General features: G+C 72.3%; 18 protein-coding genes and 1 pseudogene. 10 read left to right on the forward strand and 9 right to left on the reverse strand.

What is annotated here, in order from left to right:
• Positions 1-87 precede the first annotated feature (87 nt).
• The 9 genes and pseudogenes from CRP49_RS33795 to CRP49_RS33835 all read left to right on the forward strand — a co-directional run bounded on the left by CRP49_RS33795 (position 88) and on the right by CRP49_RS33835 (position 9997).
• On the forward strand, positions 88-1212 hold the full coding sequence (locus CRP49_RS33795) for an inositol-3-phosphate synthase (RefSeq protein ID WP_097256770.1): 1125 nt from the start codon (positions 88-90) through the stop codon (positions 1210-1212).
• The gene (locus CRP49_RS33800; RefSeq protein ID WP_097256771.1) at positions 1209-2054 is read left to right on the forward strand and encodes an SCO3242 family prenyltransferase; all 846 of its coding nucleotides are present in this window, start codon (positions 1209-1211) and stop codon (positions 2052-2054) included. The genes CRP49_RS33795 and CRP49_RS33800 overlap by 4 nt, the downstream gene beginning before the upstream one ends.
• 133 nt (positions 2055-2187) lie before the next feature.
• The gene (locus CRP49_RS33805) at positions 2188-3081 is read left to right on the forward strand and encodes a sugar phosphate isomerase/epimerase family protein (protein WP_097256772.1); all 894 of its coding nucleotides are present in this window, start codon (positions 2188-2190) and stop codon (positions 3079-3081) included.
• Positions 3078-3716, forward strand: coding sequence for an EboA domain-containing protein (locus tag CRP49_RS33810; RefSeq protein ID WP_097256773.1), 639 nt, complete (start codon positions 3078-3080; stop codon positions 3714-3716). The genes CRP49_RS33805 and CRP49_RS33810 overlap by 4 nt, the downstream gene beginning before the upstream one ends.
• Positions 3716-4564, forward strand: a complete 849-nt coding sequence (locus tag CRP49_RS33815) for a TatD family hydrolase (protein WP_097256774.1) — start codon at positions 3716-3718, stop codon at positions 4562-4564. Before CRP49_RS33810 ends, CRP49_RS33815 begins: the two co-directional genes overlap by 1 nt.
• A gap of 5 nt (positions 4565-4569) precedes the next feature.
• Positions 4570-5733: a metabolite traffic protein EboE gene (gene eboE / locus CRP49_RS33820; RefSeq protein WP_097256775.1), complete on the forward strand. Its 1164-nt coding sequence runs from the start codon at positions 4570-4572 to the stop codon at positions 5731-5733.
• Positions 5730-7148, forward strand: coding sequence for a nucleotide pyrophosphatase/phosphodiesterase family protein (locus CRP49_RS33825; protein ID WP_097256776.1), 1419 nt, complete (start codon positions 5730-5732; stop codon positions 7146-7148). Before eboE ends, CRP49_RS33825 begins: the two co-directional genes overlap by 4 nt.
• Positions 7145-8283: pseudogene (locus CRP49_RS33830) on the forward strand (sugar phosphate isomerase/epimerase family protein). Before CRP49_RS33825 ends, CRP49_RS33830 begins: the two are co-directional and overlap by 4 nt.
• A 199-nt stretch (positions 8284-8482) precedes the next feature.
• The gene (locus tag CRP49_RS33835) at positions 8483-9997 is read left to right on the forward strand and encodes a hypothetical protein (protein WP_179851834.1); all 1515 of its coding nucleotides are present in this window, start codon (positions 8483-8485) and stop codon (positions 9995-9997) included.
• 40 nt (positions 9998-10037) lie between these two features.
• Here CRP49_RS33835 and CRP49_RS33840 read toward each other — a convergent pair whose 3' ends face one another.
• The 3 genes from CRP49_RS33840 to CRP49_RS33850 all read right to left on the reverse strand — a co-directional run bounded on the left by CRP49_RS33840 (position 10038) and on the right by CRP49_RS33850 (position 13396).
• Positions 10038-11339, reverse strand: a complete 1302-nt coding sequence (locus CRP49_RS33840; protein WP_097256778.1) for a hypothetical protein — start codon at positions 11337-11339, stop codon at positions 10038-10040.
• 119 nt (positions 11340-11458) lie between these two features.
• Complete coding sequence (locus tag CRP49_RS33845) at positions 11459-12307, reverse strand: alpha/beta fold hydrolase (RefSeq protein ID WP_218893003.1); 849 nt, start codon at positions 12305-12307, stop codon at positions 11459-11461.
• 120 nt (positions 12308-12427) lie between these two features.
• Positions 12428-13396, reverse strand: a complete 969-nt coding sequence (locus CRP49_RS33850; protein ID WP_097256779.1) for a LysR family transcriptional regulator — start codon at positions 13394-13396, stop codon at positions 12428-12430.
• Positions 13397-13581: 185 nt separating this feature from the next.
• On the opposite strand from CRP49_RS33850, the gene snpA reads away from it, so the two are divergent.
• Entirely contained in the window at positions 13582-14265 is a 684-nt protein-coding gene (gene snpA, locus CRP49_RS33855) for a snapalysin (protein WP_097256780.1), read from the forward strand.
• 96 nt (positions 14266-14361) lie between these two features.
• Here snpA and CRP49_RS33860 read toward each other — a convergent pair whose 3' ends face one another.
• The 6 genes from CRP49_RS33860 to CRP49_RS33885 form a co-directional block, all read right to left on the reverse strand.
• Complete coding sequence (locus CRP49_RS33860) at positions 14362-14769, reverse strand: hypothetical protein (protein ID WP_097256781.1); 408 nt, start codon at positions 14767-14769, stop codon at positions 14362-14364.
• The gene (locus tag CRP49_RS33865; RefSeq protein WP_097256782.1) at positions 14766-15164 is read right to left on the reverse strand and encodes a nuclear transport factor 2 family protein; all 399 of its coding nucleotides are present in this window, start codon (positions 15162-15164) and stop codon (positions 14766-14768) included. Before CRP49_RS33865 ends, CRP49_RS33860 begins: the two co-directional genes overlap by 4 nt.
• 93 nt (positions 15165-15257) lie before the next feature.
• Positions 15258-16055, reverse strand: a complete 798-nt coding sequence (locus tag CRP49_RS33870; protein WP_097256783.1) for an enoyl-CoA hydratase/isomerase family protein — start codon at positions 16053-16055, stop codon at positions 15258-15260.
• Complete coding sequence (locus tag CRP49_RS33875; RefSeq protein ID WP_097256784.1) at positions 16052-17299, reverse strand: cytochrome P450; 1248 nt, start codon at positions 17297-17299, stop codon at positions 16052-16054. The genes CRP49_RS33870 and CRP49_RS33875 overlap by 4 nt, the downstream gene beginning before the upstream one ends.
• Positions 17300-17395: 96 nt before the next feature.
• A complete protein-coding gene (locus CRP49_RS33880) occupies positions 17396-18757 on the reverse strand; it encodes a cytochrome P450 (RefSeq protein WP_097256785.1) in 1362 nt (453 codons plus the stop codon).
• A gap of 13 nt (positions 18758-18770) precedes the next feature.
• Positions 18771-19331, reverse strand: coding sequence for an ATP/GTP-binding protein (locus tag CRP49_RS33885; protein WP_097256786.1), 561 nt, complete (start codon positions 19329-19331; stop codon positions 18771-18773).

The raw sequence follows: 19331 nt of genomic DNA on the forward strand, positions 1-19331 counted from the left end.
GCGGCGGGCGGGAGACGCCGGACTCCCGCCCGCCGTCACCACTCCCTTCCCCTCGGGAAGCTCATGCCCTGGACAAGGAGGCAGCCCATGTCCGCGTCCCTCTCCCGTCCTCCGCGAGTCGGCGTCTGGCTCGTCGGAGCCCGCGGTTCGGTCGCCACCACCGTCGTCGCGGGGTGCGCCGCCGTGACCGCGGGCCTGCGCCCGCCGACCGGCCTGGTCACCGAGACGCCCGACTTCGCCGGCAGCGGTCTGCCCGACCTGGCCTCGCTGGTCTTCGGCGGCCACGACACCACGGACTGCCCCCTGCCCAAACGCGCCGAGCAACTGGCCGCGGGCGGCGTGCTGCCCGCCGGCCTCCCGGCCGCCGTAGCCGCCGAACTCGCAGCAGCGGACCGGGAGATCAGGCCCGGCGGCCCGCTCTCCGGCGACACCCGGGACGAGGGTGAGCTGATCACCGCGTTCGCCGCCGACATCCAGGACTTCGTACGACGGCACGGCCTGGAGCGAGCCGTGGTCGTGAACGTCGCCTCCACGGAACCGGCCCCGACCGGCCCCGGACTCCCGCCCAGCTCGCTCTACGCGGCGGCCGCCCTGCGCGCCGGCTGCCCCTACGTCAACTTCACCCCCTCGACGGGCCTGCACCACCCGGACCTCGCCCCGCTCGCCGCGGGCGGCGGGCTGCCGTACGCGGGCCGCGACGGCAAGACCGGGCAGACTCTCCTGCGTTCCGTCCTGGGTCCGATGTTCACCCAGCGTGCGCTGGCGGTCCGCGCCTGGTCCGGCACCAACCTCCTCGGCGGCGGTGACGGCGCCTCTCTGTCCGACCCGGCCGCCGCGGCCGCGAAGAACGCCGGCAAGGAGCGTGTCCTCGCCGACACCCTGGGATCCGCCCCGGAGGGCGAGGTCCACATCGACGACGTGCCCGCGCTCGGCGACTGGAAGACCGCCTGGGACCACATTGCCTTCGACGGCTTCCTCGGCACCCGCATGGTCCTGCAGACCATCTGGCAGGGCTGCGACTCCGCCCTGGCCGCACCCCTGGTCCTCGACCTGGCCCGGCTGGTCGCCCGCGCCCATGAGACCGGCCTGGCCGGACCCCTGTCCGAACTGGCCTTCTTCTTCAAGGACCCCGTGGGAGAGGCGCGGTCGGCGCTGGCGGAGCAGTACGCCGAACTGGTGCGGTTCGCCCGTCGGTTGGGGGAGGGGGAGTGAACCGGTACCGGGCCTGGGCCGAACTCCTGCGTCTGCCCGTCCTGTTCACCGTCCCCGGCGACGCCCTCGCCGGAGCGGCCGCCGTCCGCGTCGGCCCGAACCGTCGTACCGTGCTCGCCGTCGGCAGCTCCCTGTGCCTGTACGAGGCCGGAATGGCCCTCAACGACTGGGCCGACCGCGCGGAGGACGCCGTAGAACGTCCCCACCGCCCCCTCCCCTCAGGGCGGGTCCGCCCCGGCGCCGCACTCGCCGCGGCCTGCGCGCTCACGGCCGCCGGCCTCGCCCTGGCCGGTCGCGCGGGCCGCCCGGCGCTGGCGGTCGCCGTGCCGCTCGCGGCCACCGTCTGGTCGTACGACCTCGGCCTGAAGCGCACGCCCGCCGGCCCGGTCGCGATGGCCGCAGCCCGCGGCCTCGACCTGCTCCTCGGAGCGGCGGCCACCGCCGGACGTGTCCGCCCGGCCCTGCCCTCGGCCGGGCTGCTCGGCACCCACACCCTCGCGGTCACCGCCGTCTCCCGCCAGGAGACCCACGACGGTTCCCCCCTCGCGCCGCTCGCGGCACTGGCGGGCACGGCCCTCCTCGCCCGGCTGCTACCGACCCGTACCCCCCTCACCACCGCCCTCGCCCTCACCTACGCCACCACCACCGCCCGCCCCTACCTCCACGCCACCCTCAACCCCTCACCGGCGCTCACCCAGCGCGCCGTGGCCGCCGGCATCCGCGCCACCATCCCGCTGCAGGCCGCCCTCGCCGCCCGCACCGGAGCCACCGCCACCGCACTCGGCACAGCGGCCCTCGCTGCACTGGCTCGACGGTTCGCGAGGCGGGTGAGCATCACATGACGCCTCAGGGCGTGGCTCCGCGTCAGGGTTGCACCGGCAAGGGCGCCCGTGCCTGCGCTGGCAACGGCCTGTTCAACGCCCACGCCCCGCTCGCCCGAGTGGCCCGACAGATCGCCAGGCAGGTGAGCATCACATGACCTCCCGGCCCACGACCCTCCGGTTCGGCTACGGCACCAACGGCCTCGCCGACCTCCGTCTCGACGACGCCCTCGCCCTCCTCGCCGACCTCGGCTACGACGGCGTCGGCCTGACCCTCGACCACATGCACCTCGACCCGCTCGCCCCCGATCTCGCCGCCCGCACCCGGCGGACCGCCCGCCGCCTCGCCGAGCTGGGGCTCGAGGTCACGGTCGAGACCGGGGCCCGCTATGTCCTCGACCCGCGCCGCAAGCATGGCCCCTCGCTGCTCGACCCGGATCCCGAGGCGCGGGCCCGCCGGGTGGACCTGCTCGTGCGGGCCGTGCGGGTGGCCGCCGACCTCGGTGCGCACGCCGTGCACTGCTTCAGCGGAACCGTTCCGCCGACCAGTGACCCGGCCACCGCCTGGCAGCGGCTCGCCGCCTCCCTCACCCCCGTGCTCGACGCCGCCGCCACCGCCGGCATTCCGCTCGCGGTCGAACCCGAGCCCGGCCACCTCCTCGCCACCCTCGCCGACTTCCACCACCTGCGCCGCCTCCTCGGTGACCCGCCCGCCCTCGGACTCACCCTCGACATCGGCCACTGCCAGTGCCTCGAACCCCTCCCGCCCGCCGACTGCGTGCGCCTGGCCGCGCCCTGGCTGCGGCACGTCCAGATCGAGGACATGCGGCGCGGTGTCCACGACCACCTTCCGTTCGGGCAGGGCGAGATCGACTTCCCGCCCGTCCTCGCCGCCCTCGCCGCGACGGGCTACCGCGGACTGACGGTCGTGGAACTGCCCCGCCACTCCCACGCCGGTCCCCAACACGCCGAGATCTCCTTGCCGTTCCTCCGCCGCGCGGCGGCCACCGGCATCCCGGCCGCCGTGCCAGAAGAGAGCACCCCATGACCCAGCACCCCGCCGCGCACACCGGCCCGGACGCCCTCCGCGCCCACCTGGACACCCACCTCGACCCGGCCGCCCGCGCCTGGTTCCACCAGGCCGTGGCCGAGGCCGCCGCCCACCCCGGCGCGCACGGGCCGATCTCCGTGTGGGAGCTGCGCCTCGCGGAGGCCGCCCGCCGCTGCGGCAGCCGGCACGCCGACGCCGTCCGCGTGCTGATCCTGCACGCGGCCCGCGCCGACACGGCCGCCCTCACCCGCGTCTACCGGCAGGGCACCGCCGCCGAACGGCGCGCCGTCCTGCACGCCCTGCCCCACCTCGTGCCCGGCCCCGACGCCGTGCCGCTGGTCGAGGACGCCCTGCGCACCAACGACACCCGGCTGATCACCGCCGCCCTCGGCCCCTACGCCGCCCGCCACCTCGCCCCCCACGCCTGGCGGCACGCCGTACTGAAGTGCCTGTTCACCGGCGTCCCGGTCGACGCGGTGGCGGGCCTCCCCGAGCGGGCCCGCGCGGACGCCGAACTCGCCCGCATGCTCGCCGACTTCGCGGCCGAGCGCACCGCCGCCGGACGGCCCGTACCCAGCGGCCTCCACCACGTCCTGGCCCTGGCCACCGCTCAGACCGGTGAGGAGTCCTGATGCGCCTGTTCGACCCGCACATCCACATGACCTCCCGTACCACCGACGACTACGAGGCCATGCGCGCCGCGGGGATCCGGGCCGTGGTGGAGCCGGCGTTCTGGCTCGGCCAGCCCCGCACCTCGCCCGCCTCCTTCCTCGACTACTTCGACTCCCTGCTCGGCTGGGAGCCCTTCCGCGCCGCCCAGTACGGCATCGCCCACCACTGCACGCTCGCCCTCAACCCCAAGGAGGCGAACGACCCCCGCTGCCTCCCCGTCCTCGGCGAACTGCCCCGCTATCTCCTCAAGGACCAGGTCGTGGCCGTGGGCGAGATCGGCTACGACTCCATGACCCCCGCCGAGGACCGGGCGCTGGCCGCCCAGCTCCAGCTCGCCGCCGACCACGGCCTGCCCGCCCTCGTGCACACCCCGCACCGCGACAAGCTCGCGGGCCTGCGCCGCACCCTCGACGTCGTCCGCGAGTCCGCCCTGCCCCCGGAGCGGGTCCTGGTCGACCACCTCAACGAGACGACCGTCAAGGAGGCCAAGGACAGCGGCTGCTGGCTCGGCTTCTCGGTCTATCCCGACACCAAGATGGACGAGCGCCGGATGGTGGAGATCCTGCACGCGTACGGGCCCGAGCAGGTGCTGGTGAACTCCGCCGCAGACTGGGGAAAGAGCGATCCGCTCAAGACCCGCCGGGTGGCCGACCTGATGCTGGCCGAGGGCTTCACCGAGGACGTCGTCGACCGGGTGCTGTGGCGCAACCCCGTCGCCTTCTACGGCCTCAGCGGTCGCCTGGACCTGACGGTCACCCCGCCGGAGGCGACGCACGAGGGCAACTCCCTGCTGCGCGGCGGGGAGTGAGCGCCATGCGGCTGCGCCACCCCGACGGCACCACCGTCCACCTCGCCTACTGCACCAACGTCCACCCCGCCGAGACCCTCGACGGCGTCCTCGCCCAGCTGCGCGACCACTGCGAGCCCGTCCGCCGCCGTCTTGGCCGCGACCGCCTCGGCATCGGCCTGTGGCTCGCCCACGCCGCCGCCCGCACCCTCGACACCGACCCGTCGGCACTGCGTGCCCTGCGCCGCGAACTCGACCTGCGCGGCCTGGAGGTCGTCACCCTCAACGGCTTCCCGTACGAGGGATTCGGCGCCGACGAGGTCAAGTACCGCGTGTACAAGCCGGACTGGGCCGATCCGGAGCGCCTGGAGTACACCACCGCCCTGGCGCGGATCCTCGCCGCACTGCTGCCGGACGACGTCACCGAGGGCAGCATCTCCACCCTGCCGCTCGGCTGGCGCACCGCCTGGACCGCCGACCGCGCCCAGGCGGGCCGCACAGCCCTGCTGACCCTCGCCGAGCGCCTCGACACGCTGGCGGAACTGACCGGCCGCTCGATCCGGGTCGGCCTGGAGCCGGAGCCCGGCTGCACCGTGGAGACCACCGGCGACGCCCTCGCCCCGCTCACCGCCGTCGGACACCCCCGCATCGGCGTCTGCGTCGACACCTGCCACCTCGCCACCTCCTTCGAGGAGCCCTCGGCCGCGCTGGACGCGCTCGCCGGCGCCGGGATCCCGGTCGTCAAGTCCCAGCTGTCGGCCGCCGTGCACGCCGAGCACCCGGGCCGCACGGAGGTCCGCGCCGCGCTCGGCGCCTACGCCGAACCCCGGTTCCTCCACCAGACCCGCACGCTCACCCCGGCCGGCCCGCGCGGCACCGACGACCTCGACGAGGCCCTGGACACCCTGTCCCGTGCCGCACCCTGGCGGGCCCACTTCCACGTCCCGCTGCACGCGGCCCCCGCCGCACCGCTCACCTCCACCCTCCCGGTCCTCCGGACAGCCCTGACGCACCTCGTCGGCGGCCCGCACCCCCTCACCCGGCACCTGGAGGTCGAGACCTACACCTGGCAGGCGCTCCCGCCCGCACTGCGCCCCCGTGGCCGGGCCCGGCTGGCCGACGGCATCGCCGCCGAACTCGCCCTCGCCCGCGGCCTGTTGACCGACCTCGGCCTGAAGGAGCTGCCATGACCGGGCCCGCGCGACCCACCCCGCTCCTCGTCCTCGACGTGGTCGGCCTCACGCCCCGGCTGCTGGACCACATGCCCCACCTCAAGGCCCTCGCCGCAGCCGGCTCCCGGGCCCACCTCGGCACCGTCCTGCCCGCCGTGACCTGCGCCGCCCAGTCCACCTTCCTCACCGGCGCCCACCCCGCCGAGCACGGCATCGTCGGCAACGGCTGGTACTTCCGCGAACTCGGCGACGTCTTGCTGTGGCGCCAGCACAACGGCCTGGTCGCCGGGGACAAGCTGTGGGACGCGGCCCGCCGCGCCCACCCCGGCTACACGGTCGCCAACATCTGCTGGTGGTACGCCATGGGCGCCGACACCGACATCACCGTCACCCCGCGCCCCGTCTACTACGCCGACGGCCGCAAGGAACCCGACTGCTACACCCGACCGCCCGCGCTCCACGACGAACTCACCGAGAAGTTCGGTACGTTCCCGCTCTTCCGCTTCTGGGGGCCCGGCGCCGACCTGGTCTCCAGCCAGTGGATCATCGACGCCACCCGGCACATCCTCCGCACCCGGCAGCCCGACCTGACCCTCTGCTACCTTCCGCACCTCGACTACGACCTGCAGCGCCACGGCCCCGACGACCCCCGCTCCCACAAGGCGGCCGCCGACCTGGACGCGGCCCTGGCCCCGCTCCTGCACGACGCGCACGCGGAGGGCCGTACGGTCGTCGCGCTGTCCGAGTACGGCATCACCCGCGTGAGCCGGCCCGTCGACATCAACCGCGCCCTGCGCCGCGCCGGCCTGCTGGAGGTGCACACCCAGGACGGCATGGAGTACCTCGACCCGATGGCATCGCGCGCCTTCGCGGTCGCCGACCACCAGGTCGCCCACGTCTACGTCCGCCGGCCCGAGGACCTGGCCGCCACCCGCGCCGCGCTGGACGGACTGCCCGGCATCGAGCAACTCCTGGACGACGAGGGCAAGAAGGCGCACCACCTGGATCATCCGCGCTCCGGCGAACTGGTCGCGATCGCGGAACCGGACGCCTGGTTCACGTACTACTACTGGCTGGACGACGACCGCGCGCCCGACTTCGCCCGCCTGGTCGAGATCCACCGCAAACCCGGCTACGACCCGGTCGAGCTGTTCATGGACCCGCTCGACCCCTACGTGAAGGTCAAGGCGGCCACCGCACTCGCCCGCAAGAAGCTCGGGCTGCGCTACCGCATGGCGGTCGTACCCCTCGACCCCGCACCCGTCCGAGGCAGCCACGGCCGCCTGCCCACGAGCGACGACGACGGTCCGCTCCTCCTGTGCTCCACCCCCCGCGCCGTCGGCGACCGCATCGCGGCCACCGACGTGAAGTCACTCCTGCTCCACCTCGCCGGTCTCGGCACCGACACCCCGTCCGAAGGAAGGCACCCGTGAACACCACGCATCACAGCGACGACCAGCTGCGCCGCAGCCTCGGCCTCGGCCGCCGCAGCTTCCTGAGCACCTGCACCGCCGTCGCGGCCGGCGCCATTGCCGCGCCCGTCCTCGGCGCGAGCCCCGTGCAGGCCGCACCGCAGTCCGGCGGCACCGGCAGAGGGCACGCACTCGTCCCCGAGGACAAGCGCGGCATCATCCTCTACACGGTGCGCGACGCCATCGGCCGGGACCCGCTGACCACCTCCCTGCCCTCCGGCTTCCGCGCCGTCTTCGAGCAGCTCGGCCGCTTCGGCTACCGCCAGGTCGAGTTCGCGGGCTACGGCCAGCACCCGAACGCACCCGGCGGCGGCAGCCTGGAGTCGGTCGAGGGCGCCAAGCTGCTGCGCCGCTGGCTGGACGACAACGGGCTGCGCGCCCAGGGCAACCACGGCTTCATCCCCAGCTCCTGGCCCTTCACCAACGCCGACCTGGACACCTTCAAGAAGCACCTGGAGATCGCGAACATCCTCGGCCTGGCCCACATGGGCACCGGCGCCGACCCCACCAGCAGCGCCTACAAGGCCGACTGGGACGTGGCCGCCGACAAGTGGCACGCCCTCGGGGCCATCGCCCGCCGCGCCGGCCTCAAGCTGTACACCCACAACCACGACGCGGCCTACGGCTTCCTCCTCGACGGCGGCCCGCTGGACGCCCAGGGCCGCCCGACCCGCAGCTCCGGCATCCGCAAGCTGGAGTACTTCCTGTCCATCACCGACCCCAGCTGATCTGGCTGGAGATGGACGTCTTCTGGGCCCACGTCGCCCAGTACAAGTTCCGCTCCTACACCGCCCACGACGGCTCCACGCAGACGAACGTCTTCGACCCGGCCGCCCTGGTCACCTGTCACGACAAGCGCTACCCGCTGTTCCACGCGAAGGACGGCGTCGTCAACACCACCAACGGGATGGGCTACGACATGGTCCCGTTCGGCACCGGCGTCATCGACTACCGCACGTTCTTCTCCCGCGTGGGCCACCGCAATTACCACAACCCGATGGTCGAGCAGGACAACGCCCCGAGCGCCACCAACCCGGCGCAGTCCCTGGAACACGCGGCGATCGGCTACCGCAACATGGCCGCCCTGCGCGGCTAGCGGCAGGCGCGGGCGGAGGGCCTTCCCGGGGGCCGGCAGGCCCTCCGCCCCGGCCGGCCGACCACTGGCCGGACACCCTCTGTCGGGCCCCTGTTCCGGGCCTTACACTGCCGATCCGCAGTTTTTCGGGGGCAGTTGACGGGGGGAGCCCACCATGTCCGATCCGTACGGTCCGCACCAGTCATTCGCCGTACCACCGATGCCTTCGACTCCGCCGCCCGCGCCACCGGACGGCTGGCGGGCGGCCGCCGTCGCGGTGCTCAACCTGAGCGGACTCGGCCTCGGGTACGCGCTGGTCCGAAGATGGGTCCTGATGGCCGCCTGCCTGGCGGCAACCGTCGTCCTGCTGCTCGTGGCCCTGCCCGCCGACGCCGACGGCGTCCCGGGGGCCGCGCTCACTCTCTACGGCGCCCTCATCCTGCTCGCGGCCGTGCACGGCGCGATCGTCGGCCTGCGCAACCGGCTCACCTGGCCCGGCAGAGCGCACCTCGCCCTGCTGCTCGGTGTGCTGCTGCTCGCCGCGCCGGCAGGAGGCGCGGTGTGGTACGACGACGCCCACGAGGAAGCCGTACAGCAAGCGCTGCTGGATCGCCTCGCGAAGGCCGACCAGCAGGTGACGGCGGCAGGGCGGCAGAGTTTCTCCACCGCTCGGTCCGACTACGGGCAGGCCCTGGACGTCTACCGCGACCTCGCGGTCAACCACTCCGGCTCCCGCGCGGCCGACCAGGTCCCCGACCGCCTGCGGACCTACTACACCACGGTCGGCGCGGCCTACGGCCACCAGCAGTACTGCGATGCGATCGAGCCGCTGAAGTACCTGCGTACGGTGCCCCGCACGATGCCGAAGAAAGCACTCGGCTCGCTGAGCGAGTGGCCCGACGACCGGCTCGCCACCTCCTTGTACGAGTGCGGACGGGCGGGCCTGACAGCGGGCCAGGCCGACTGGGTCACGCGCTTCGGCGAGCTGCTGGACACCTTCCCGCAGTCCCCGTCGGCGTCCAAGGTCGCACCCGCCGTCGACGCGCAGGTGAAGAAGGCGGAGAAGGCCGTGAACGGCGGCGAACCCTGCACCGCCGTCGAGCAGTTGCGTGACCTGAACACCCGGATCACCTCCCTGTCCGGGTCGTCGGGGAACGCCGCCGACGGTCTCACCAAGTCCGCCGATCGCGCCGACCGGAGCGGCAACGCCGGGGAGTACGCCTGCGGAGTCGACCAGTACAAGGACGGCGACTACGACGAGGCCCAGAAGACCATGGAGCAGTACGTCTCCGACAACAAGAACGGCAGCAACCGGGACCGGGCCAAGAAGATCGCCATCGGAGCCGAGGTGGCCCAGACCCTGCCGGCCGCCGGGAAGAAGCTGCCCACCACCGCCTCCGGCGGCAGCATCAGCGTCACGGTCAAGAACGACAGCCCCGACGACGTCACGGTCCTCTACACCGGCCCCGTCACCGGCAGCTTCACGCTCAAGGGATGCGGCAGCTGCAAGTCGTACTCCCTCGTCGACACGCTGAGGATCGGCTTCAAGCCCTGCAACGGCGGCAAGAACTACCCGCAGCGGACGCTCAGTCTCCCCGTCGGCACCACGTACTTCGTGCACAAGCCGCACGGCGACAGCACCGCCACGCCGGCCTCGGACACGGCCAAGCTCCGGTCCGGGTACATCTACACGGAATGCGCCTACACGACGTCGACGTTGGGCTCCAGCTACTGACGGTGCGGGGCGGGCCGAGGCCCGCCCCGCCCGCTTGTCGTCACCGCCGTCGCCCGGCGCGACGGCGTACCACCAGGACGGCGCCCGTGCCGAGGACCACGGCCCCGGCCGCGGCCGCCGCGAGGGGCAGGACCGGACCGGCGCCGGTGCTCGCCAGGTCACCACCCGTGGTGGAGGAACCCGAGGTGCCGGTGGTGGCGGTGCCGCCCGTCGCGCTGGACGAGGAGCCGGAAGCCGAGCCCGAACTGGAGCCGGACCCGGAGCCGGAACCCGAACCGCCGGTGGACGCCGTGCCGGAGCCCCCGGTGGAGCCCGTCGAGCCGCTGCCACCGCTGCCACCCGTGGAGCCGCCGCCCGAGACGTCGAGCAGGATGTCCGCGGTGTCGTTCGCCTTGTCGGTGTCGAACGGCCGGGGCTCTCCCGCGAGTGCCACCGAGCCCTTGGCCCCGGACACCACCTTGTTGATCTTCAGCCGGAACTCGTACGTCTCCCCGCTGTTCTCGTCGACCCACGCCTCGCTGGTGCCGCACTCGTACGTCCGCGACCCCACGCTCTCGCAGAAGCCGTCAGTCTTGGCGACCGACGTACCGGCCGGCACCTTGATGTGTACGCGGGTCGCCCCCGCGCCGATCTCCCGGAGCACCCAGCCGGGCCCGGCGTTGGTGAACTTCACCACCAGCGGGACCGTGTCCCCGACCTTGCCCTTCAGCCGGACGTCGGTCACCTGGAAGTCGGCCGTGTTCTCCGCGGTCACCTGCACGGTCGCCGCGTCCCACTCCTCGTGCCGCGCGGAGCCCGGGGCGGCCGGGGTCTCGTCGGGCCGCTCGACCAGCTTCACCGCAGGGCCCGTACCCCGCACCGGCGCGGGGCCGGCGTCCGTGAACGCGGGGTCGTACGTGGCAACCGTCACCCGCAGCTCGTCGTACAGCGCGCGGTCCAGTGCCTTCAGGGTCAGGGTCTGGTCGGGCGCGTAGACGACGCCGGGCTCCACCTGCTGGTCGAACTCGCAGACCACGTCCGAGGAGCTGGGCGCCTCGTCGAAGGAGGGGATCTCGTAGCGCAGGCAGTTGGAGGGCACCTCGGTGTGGCTGAGCCCGCGGGTGACCGAGTACGACATCCAGACCTTGCCGAGCGCCGCGGTGCCGGTGTTGGTGAAGGAGGCCGGGACCGCGAACTCGCTGCCGGGCTGCACGCCGTCGATCGGGGCGATCCTGCCCAGCACCAGGCCGGGTCCCGCGTCTGCGGCGCCGGCGGGCGCGGCACCCAGCGCGATCAGGGCGACGGCACCGACGGCACCGGCGGTCTGGCGAAGGACACGCGGGCCGGAAAGCGTGGGGGGCATGAAATCCTCTGCATGAAGCGGCTGCTACGGACAGCTGAACTGTGCGGGAACGCGCGTTCCCGCACAGGAGACCTCCGTCACCGCCCAAGGGTTGTACAGAGCCCCGGCTTTGTCGGGGGTCATCGCTTCACATGCTGCACCAGCCATTCCAGCGCGGCACTCCCACCGTTCAGGACGGAGAGATGGCCGTCGGCCGGCCGAAGCACCAGTTCCGAGTGCGGGCAGCGGTTCGCCAACCACTCGCCGTGGGTGCTCGGCACGATCCTGTCCTGACCCCCGTGCAGGACGAGGACCGGCGCTGTGACTGACCCGGGGTCGCAGCCCCAGGGGTGAACGTAGGCCAGGTCGTCGTCGACGAGTCCGCCTGGACCGGCGGCCACGGCCGGCTTGACCACTTCCTCGAACCAGGACCAGTCACCAGCCAGGGCCGCGTGGTCGGCCGGGGTGAACATCTCGGGGTCGTACAGCGCCTCCGCCTCGTACCGCTCTTTGGCCTCGCGGCCCGCCGCGGCCGCGGTCAGTGATGCCCGGCAGGACGCGGCCATGCCCGCGAACCAGTCGAGCCCCTCGGCGTCGAACGGGGCCAGACCCGACACCTCGACCACGCCGAGCACCCGCTCCGGCAGTACGGCGGCACACGCCAGGGCGTGCGAGGCGCCCCCGGAGTGGCCCATGGCGGCGAACCGGTCGATGCCGAGCGCATCGGCGATGTGGGCGACGTCGGCGGCGGCCGATGCGATGCCGCGGCCGTCGAGCGGGGTCGAACCGCCGTATCCGGGGCGGTCGTACGACACCCAGCGGACCCCGAGCCGGGCGGAGGCGGGGAAGAGGGGCCTGGGCGGCAGGCCCACGTTGGGTGTGCCGTGATGCCAGAAGACGGGGAGAGCACCGGATCCGCCGGCGCCGGTGTCGTAGACGTGCAGTCTGCGCCCGTCGGGCAGCTCCAGGTCGGATTCGGTCACGTGGATGTTCGTCACTGCGTGGGTCCTTCCGGGCGGGTGCCGAGTGCTTGGCCGCGTAACTGACCCCGCGGACTCCCGGAACTCATCGCTCGGCCGAGTGGGCGACAGTCCGTAAGTCCGACACCCTCAGGTCCGTACCGAGCGGAGCGGCCGGGCCGGACGTCCGGGTCTTCTGCGCTCCAGCCACTCCTGATACGCCGGCGCCTGCTGGGCCGCCTCCCAGTAGGCCTCCTCCAACTCACTGACACCGTTGTCGAGTTCCGCCGCTGTCCGGGCCGCGAGCAGTAGCCGTACCCCTATCGGGTCGCCCCGCAGCGGCCGGATGGCGAGGTCGGGGCGGGGGCGTGCGGTCGGCTGGCTGACCGTGACGACCTCGCCGATGGCGGCCAGGGAGTAGGCGGTGAGGTAGTCGCCGTGCAGCAGGTCGGGTTCGATCCCCGCCTTGCGCAGGACCCGGCACAGGCCGTCCCATTCGCCGTCGACGGTGGAGTCGATCATCCAGCGTTCGTGGGCGAGGTCGGTCAGCGGTATCTCGGGCCGCGCCGCCGCGGGGTGGTCGGCGGCCAGGGTGACGAACTGCGGTTCGCGTTCCACCAGGACCCGCAGGCGCAACCCGGCCGGGATGCGCAGCGGGCTGCCCTCGACCTCGTGCACGAACGCCAGGTCGAGCCTGCCCTCGGCGACCATGCGCAGCAGGGAGTTCGCGGACACGTCCATCTGGAGGCTCGGCTCGACCGGCGGGACACGGGTGCGCAGCCGGCGGAGCCAGCCCGGCAGGGCTCGGCTGGCCGTGGCGCCGATGCGCAGCCGGGGACCGCCCGTGGCACGGGCGGCCGCGGCCCTGGTCTCGGCCACGATCGCGGCGAGTTCGGCGACGAGCGGCCGGGCCCGACTGACCACGATGTGTCCCAGCGGTGTGGGACGGCTGCCCGTACGGTCACGGGTGAAGAGCCGGCCGCCGAGCGTCTGCTCGATGCGGCGCAGCTGGGTGCTCAACGAGGGCTGGGCCATGCCCAGTTCGCGAGCGGCCCGGTGCAGACTGCCGGCGTCGGCGATGGCGCACAGAACGCGCAGATGCCTCACCTCGAGCTCCATGCACGGAGGGTAAGGGCTGTGCCTGATGAGGCGCCAGATGTTCAAACGCCAACGGAACGCCCGGAGTTGGTCGTGATAGCCGCACGCTATCCCCGGTTGCCATCATCCGCCGACCGCGGGGCTGACTCAGACTCATGGGCAACCCACCGTTCACCACCCCACACGAACGAGTAGGAGCCCCCCACATGACGTCGATCCGTACGTCCTCCCCTTCCGCGAAGGCCTCCAGGAGAGTCCTGGCGCTCGGCCTGGGCCTGGCGTTCGCTGCGCTGGGCACCGCGGTCCCGGCGAGCGCCCAGGCGACCGGCTCCACCGCCACGCCGCACGCCCGCTACACGGGCCCGGCCGGCGAGACGGCGAACAACAAGGCGTTCTTCGAGGCCGTGCTCGCCTCGGTCGCCAGGAAGCAGGCGGCGCACCCGGACCTGCGGTCGGTGACCGTCTACTACGACGCCTCCCAGGCGCCGAGCTTCCGTTCGCAGATATCGAGCGCCGCGTCGATATGGAACAGCTCCGTCTCGAACGTCAAGCTGCAGGCGACCTCGGGCGGCGCCGACTTCGCCTACTACGAGGGCAACGACCCCGAGGGGTCCTACGCCTCCACGGACGGCCACGGCAACGGCTACATCTTCCTCGACTACGCGCAGAACCGGCAGTACGACTCCATCCGCGTCGCCGCACACGAGACCGGTCACGTGCTGGGACTGCCGGACCACTACAGCGGCCCGTGCAGCGAACTGATGTCGGGCGGCGGCCCGGGTACGTCCTGCACCAACCGCTACCCGAACGCGGCCGAGCGCGCCCGCGTCAACCAGCTGTGGGCCAACGGCCTCACCAAGGCCCTCGACAAGCTGCACAAGGTGCACTGACCCGGAACAAGGTGCACTGACCGAAGGCGCGCCGACCGTCCGAGAACCATCCGTCATCGGCCGGAGGCGGGCCGTGCCACCCGGGCGCGGCCCGCCTCACGCAGGTTCGTGGCCGCCGGCCGGCTGGTCCGCGCGGTCGACGACCTCGGCGAAGTACGGCCAGCCGTCCACCGCCACGTTCCGCACCGCCGGCTGCGCATGGAGGGCGGGTGCCGCGGCGTCCAGGAGGCGGCGTGCCGCCCCGGGCTCGTAGAGGTTGAGGTGGCTGCGGTCCGGCAGGCGCACCACGGTGCCCGACTCGAAGTACGTGTTCGAGACAACCCCGAGCACGCAGGGGGCGAAGACCAGGGAGAGCCGGCGGCCGACACCCTTGGCGGGTCCGCCGGTGCAGAAGGAGAGCGTGAGGCGGCAGTCGCCGTGGGTGGGCCCGACGCGGTGCCGGACGGTCCAGTACCAGACGGTCTCACCGACGGCGAGGCGACGGAGGCGACGCTCGTTCCTCACGGGCGGTCGTACCAGGCGAGGGCGGCGATGCGCCAACCGTCCGGGGTGCGCACGAACTGCAGGGTCTTGGTGCCGCCGCCCTCGTACGGCTCGCCGTGCAGGATCCCGGACTTGCTGTACTCGCACACGCGGGACGCGATGTCGCCCGCGATCTCGGTTCGTTCGGAGGTCTCCCACTCGGAGAACTCGGTGAGCCGGCCGTCCGACAGCAGCTGCCGGCGAGGTTCGATGAACTCGTCCACGGTGTAGACCGTGAAGTCCGGGCCGGTCATGACGATGACGCCGGAAGGGAGAACGAGCCGGCGGATGCGTGCCACGTCGGCCGGTCTGCCGCCGCGGTTGTCGAAGGCGCCGAAGAACTCGGCCGTCACCGCGTCAATCTCGATCTTGGACACCGCGTGAAGCTACCACGCACCCGAAGGTCCGCCAAGGCACGCGCAGTTGGGTTCAGGGTGCCGCCCAGTCGCCGTTGACCGGGCGTCGGTTCCCTAGGAGTGCTCGACCACGCGCTGGGGGCGGGCCTGGTTGAGCTGTGCGGTGAGGAGATGCGCGTCCAGCAGGGCGACGTCGGCCGTGCGGTTGGCCCGCGAGTAACCCGCGAACATGCGCTTGGTGAGGGTGAGGGCTTCGGGGGAGCGCCGGACGAGCGGGCGCACCCAGGCGTTGACGGCCGCGTCCAGCTCTTCGAGCGGGGCGACCTTGTGCAGGAGGCCCAGCCGGTGGGCGGTGACCGCGTCGAAGGTCTCACAGGTGAGCATGAGTTCGCGGATCCTGGCGGCTCCGCCCTCGACGATCAGACGGCCCATGGCGCCGCCCCACGCGGGCGGCAGACCGAGGCCGATCTCGGGCATGCGGAACCGGCAGCTGTCGGCTCCGGCGCGCAGGTCGCAGAAGGAGGCGAGCGCGAGTCCGGCGCCGACGACCTTGCCGTGGAGCCTGGCGATGGTGACCGCGTGCGTGTTCTCCAGCGCGTCGCACACGCGGTAGGCCTTGTCGGCGATCCGGCGCATGGCGGCTCCCGTCGGGTCCTCGGCCAGCGCCGTCTGGTACTCGAACCGGTCGGCACCGAGACAGAAGTCCTCGCCGGCGGCGGAGAGGATCAGCACCCGGATGTCGGGCCGGTCGTGGAGGCTGTGGAGCAGGGCGGCGAGGTCGTCGAGGGCGGCGACGGTCAGCGTGCTGTCCTGTCCCGAGGAGTTGAAACGGGCCCTCAGGACCGGCCCGTCGTGTTCGACGTGCAGCGCCTTGTAGGGGAAGTGGGGGGAGGTGTTGATCATGTCGGTCATGAGAGGGCGACGTCCAGGTTCAGCAGGCGTCTGAAGGCCACACGGGGTGCCCACGACGGCCTGCGTACGAGGGTCAGGCGGGGGAAACGCCGGACCAGCTGGTGGAGCAGGGTCTGTGCCTCCATACGGGCCAGGGGAGCCCCGAGGCAGTAGTGGATGCCACCGCTGAAGGCGAGGTGCGCCGGTTTGCGGTGGAGGTTGAACAGCTCGGGATCCTCGTGCTTGGCCGGGTCCCGGTTGGCCGCGCCCACCATGAGGTGGACCATCTCGTCCTTGCGGACCTCGACTCCGCCGAGGACGCCGTCCCGGGAGGAGACGCGGCTGATGACGTGCGTGGGCGGGTCGTAGCGCAACGATTCTTCAACAGCGGCGGGCACGAGTTCGGGGTGCACGGTGAGCCAGTCCCACTGCCGGGGGTGCTCCAGCAGCAGGAGCGTCATCGTCGACAGCAGTGTGGACGTGGTCTCCAGCGCTGCCAGCAGCACGAACAACGCGAGGTAGTAGACCGCTTCATCGGCCTTGTCGCGGTCGCTCTCCATGCCGTCCCACACCGCGATCCAGCGCGAGACGGGGTCGTCACCGGGACGGGCCCGCCGCTCGCGCACCAGGTCCGTGAAGTAGGTCCGCAGCTCCGCCGTGGCCGCGTCCGACTTCGCCAGCTGGCTGGCCGACGGCAGCAGCTCCTGGGTGAAGACCTGGTCGTGGGTCAGATCCCGCAGCCGGGGGAAGTCGGCGGTCGGCAGCCCGAGCCAGTGCCCGATGGTGGCAACGGGCAGCTCCTCGCCGACCAGGGCGTTGAAGTCCGCCTCGCCCTCGTGCAGCCGCTCGGCGAGCGAGTCGAGGAGCCTGGTCGTGATGCGGCCCACCGTTCCGCTCAGCTGCTCCAGGGAGGCGCGGTCGAACATGCCCGCCGACCGGCGCACCCAGGTGTGGTCCGGAGGGTTGAGAGCGGGCAGTGTCCGGCTCATCTCCCGCGAGGAGGGCGCTGTCCAGCGCGTACCGTCTCCCTGCTGCTCCCGCCAGCATGCGTCGGGCTCCAGCCAGTCGCGGCTGCGCAGGACCTGGTCGCACAGGTCGAAGGCCGTGACGAGGTGTCCGCCCCAGGGGGCTGCGACGACTCCGCCCCTCGACCGAAGCTCTCCGTAGATCGGAAAGGGATTGGCCTGGCCTTTCGCCGTTCTTAAGCGGGAAAACAGCGAAATGGCAAATCGTCTGTCGATGGGCGGAGTTATCGCAATCTCCACGATGTCCCCTTCTTGCTCTCACGTATCAGCCGCCATGCATACCCCCCCGTTGACTGATACATACAAGATGACTATTCCCGTGGAGAGTTGCCTACGTCACTCTCCCCTGGTCCATGCCAGGAACCGGCTGAAGAGACCCGGTTTGGCCTTGGGTGCGGCCGACACCGCAGGCTGCGGTGCGAGGCCCGGGGTGTGGTGCGGCGTGGGCGTGGGCGTCTGCTGCGCCGCCTGAGCGGGCGTCGGCGCCACGGCACGGGGCGTGAACCGGACCGGCAGGGCCACCAGGGAGCGGCTCCAGGGAGCGGGCACCCAGCTCAAGTCCTTGAACGGCACCCGGACTTCGATGTCCGGCAGCCGGTTGAGGAGGGACTCGACGGCGGTGACGGCGATCACGAACGCCGGGTCCTTGGCGGGGCAGGCGTGCGGCCCGGCCCCGAAGGACAGATGCGCCTTGGCGCTGAGCTGCTCGCGGTGCTCCGCCAGCCGGGGATCGGTGTTGGCGGCGGCGAAGGAGATCACCACCGGGTCGTTCGCGCGGAGCATCCGGCCCCCCAACTCCACGTCGTGGGTGGGGTAGTGGGCCGCGTAGTTGGCGATCGGGGCGTAGTTCCACAGGGCCTGGCCGACCGCGTCCTCGACCGGCAGGCCGGTCTGCCAGTCCTCGCCGAGGATCAGCGCGCTGCTGGTGCCGATCGTCGCCGACAGGGGTGCGGTGCCGCCCGAGAGCAGCGTCACGAGCTGGTGCAGCACCTCCTCGTCGGTCAGCTGTGCGGAGTGCTCCATCAGACGGGTCGTCAGGTCGTGCCCGGGGCGCCGCCGCTTGAGCGCGATCAGCTCGCCGAGCGCCTCGCCCAGCACCTGGTCGGCACCGGGCGTACCGTCGAAGATGCCGCTGATGCCGACGATCACCCGGTCGCCGATCTCGGGCGGGCACCCGAACAGGTCGCTGAAGACCAGCAGCGGCAGCGGCTGCGCGTACTCGGCCATCAGCTCGGCCTGCCCGAGCCGGTCGGAACTGAACCGGCTGACCAGGTAGTCCGCGGACTGCTGGGTCTGCCGCACCAGCTGGATCTCGTTGATGGTGGCCAGCGAGTCGGTGACGGCCTGGCGGAGGCGGGCGTGTGCCGCTCCGTCGCTGAACAGCGCGTTGGGCCGGTACCCCATCATGGGCAGGGCCGGGCTGTCCTCGGGCACCCGTCCCTCGTTCAGCGCCCGCCAGCGCCGTGAGTCCCGGACGAACGAAGCGGGGTTCTGCAGGATGTACAGGGCGGCGTCGTAGCTGGTGACCAGCTCGACCTCCACGCCCGGGGCGATGTCGACCGGCGCGCTCGGCCCGAGGCTGCGCAGGTGTTCGTAGTGGGCGTCGGGATCGGAGCCGAACTGCGGGCCGAAGAGCTGCACGTTGCCGTGCGCAGGGCAGCCGGGGGGTGGCCCTTGTATGCCAGGACGCTGCTGCATTTGGGGGTGACTCCTAGTTGAGAAGGGTCAGTAGGTGGTGGACGAGGGTGATGAGGGCCTGCGCCGACGACTGCTGGTCCCGTACGTCGCAGGAGACGACAGGCGTCCGGTCGGACAGGTTCAGCGCCTCGCGGATCTCCGCGAGCGGGTAGTCGGTCGTGCCTTCGAAGTGGTTGACGCCGATGGCGTACGTCAGGCCGAACCGCTCGACCAGGTCCAGGACCGGGAAGGACTCCGACAGCCGCTCCGGGTCGACGAGGACGAGCGCGCCCAGCGCCCCCCGGGACAGCTCCTCCCACATCTCCTTGAAGCGCTCCTGACCGGGCGTGCCGAAGAGGTAGAGCACCACCTCGTCGCTGATGGTCAGTCGGCCGAAGTCCATGGCGACCGTCGTGGTGGTCTTGTCCGGAGTCCCCGACAGGTCGTCAAAACCCACGCTGGCTTCGGTGATCTCCTCTTCGGTCCGCAGGGGCTCGATCTCGGAGATGCTGCCGATGCACGTGGTCTTCCCGACCCCGAAGTGCCCCACCACGAGGATCTTCACCGCGGTGAGGACACCTGAATCCAGGTACAC

This window comes from Streptomyces sp. Ag109_G2-15, from assembly GCF_900215565.1.
Classification (GTDB): Bacteria; Actinomycetota; Actinomycetes; order Streptomycetales; family Streptomycetaceae; genus Streptomyces; species Streptomyces diastatochromogenes.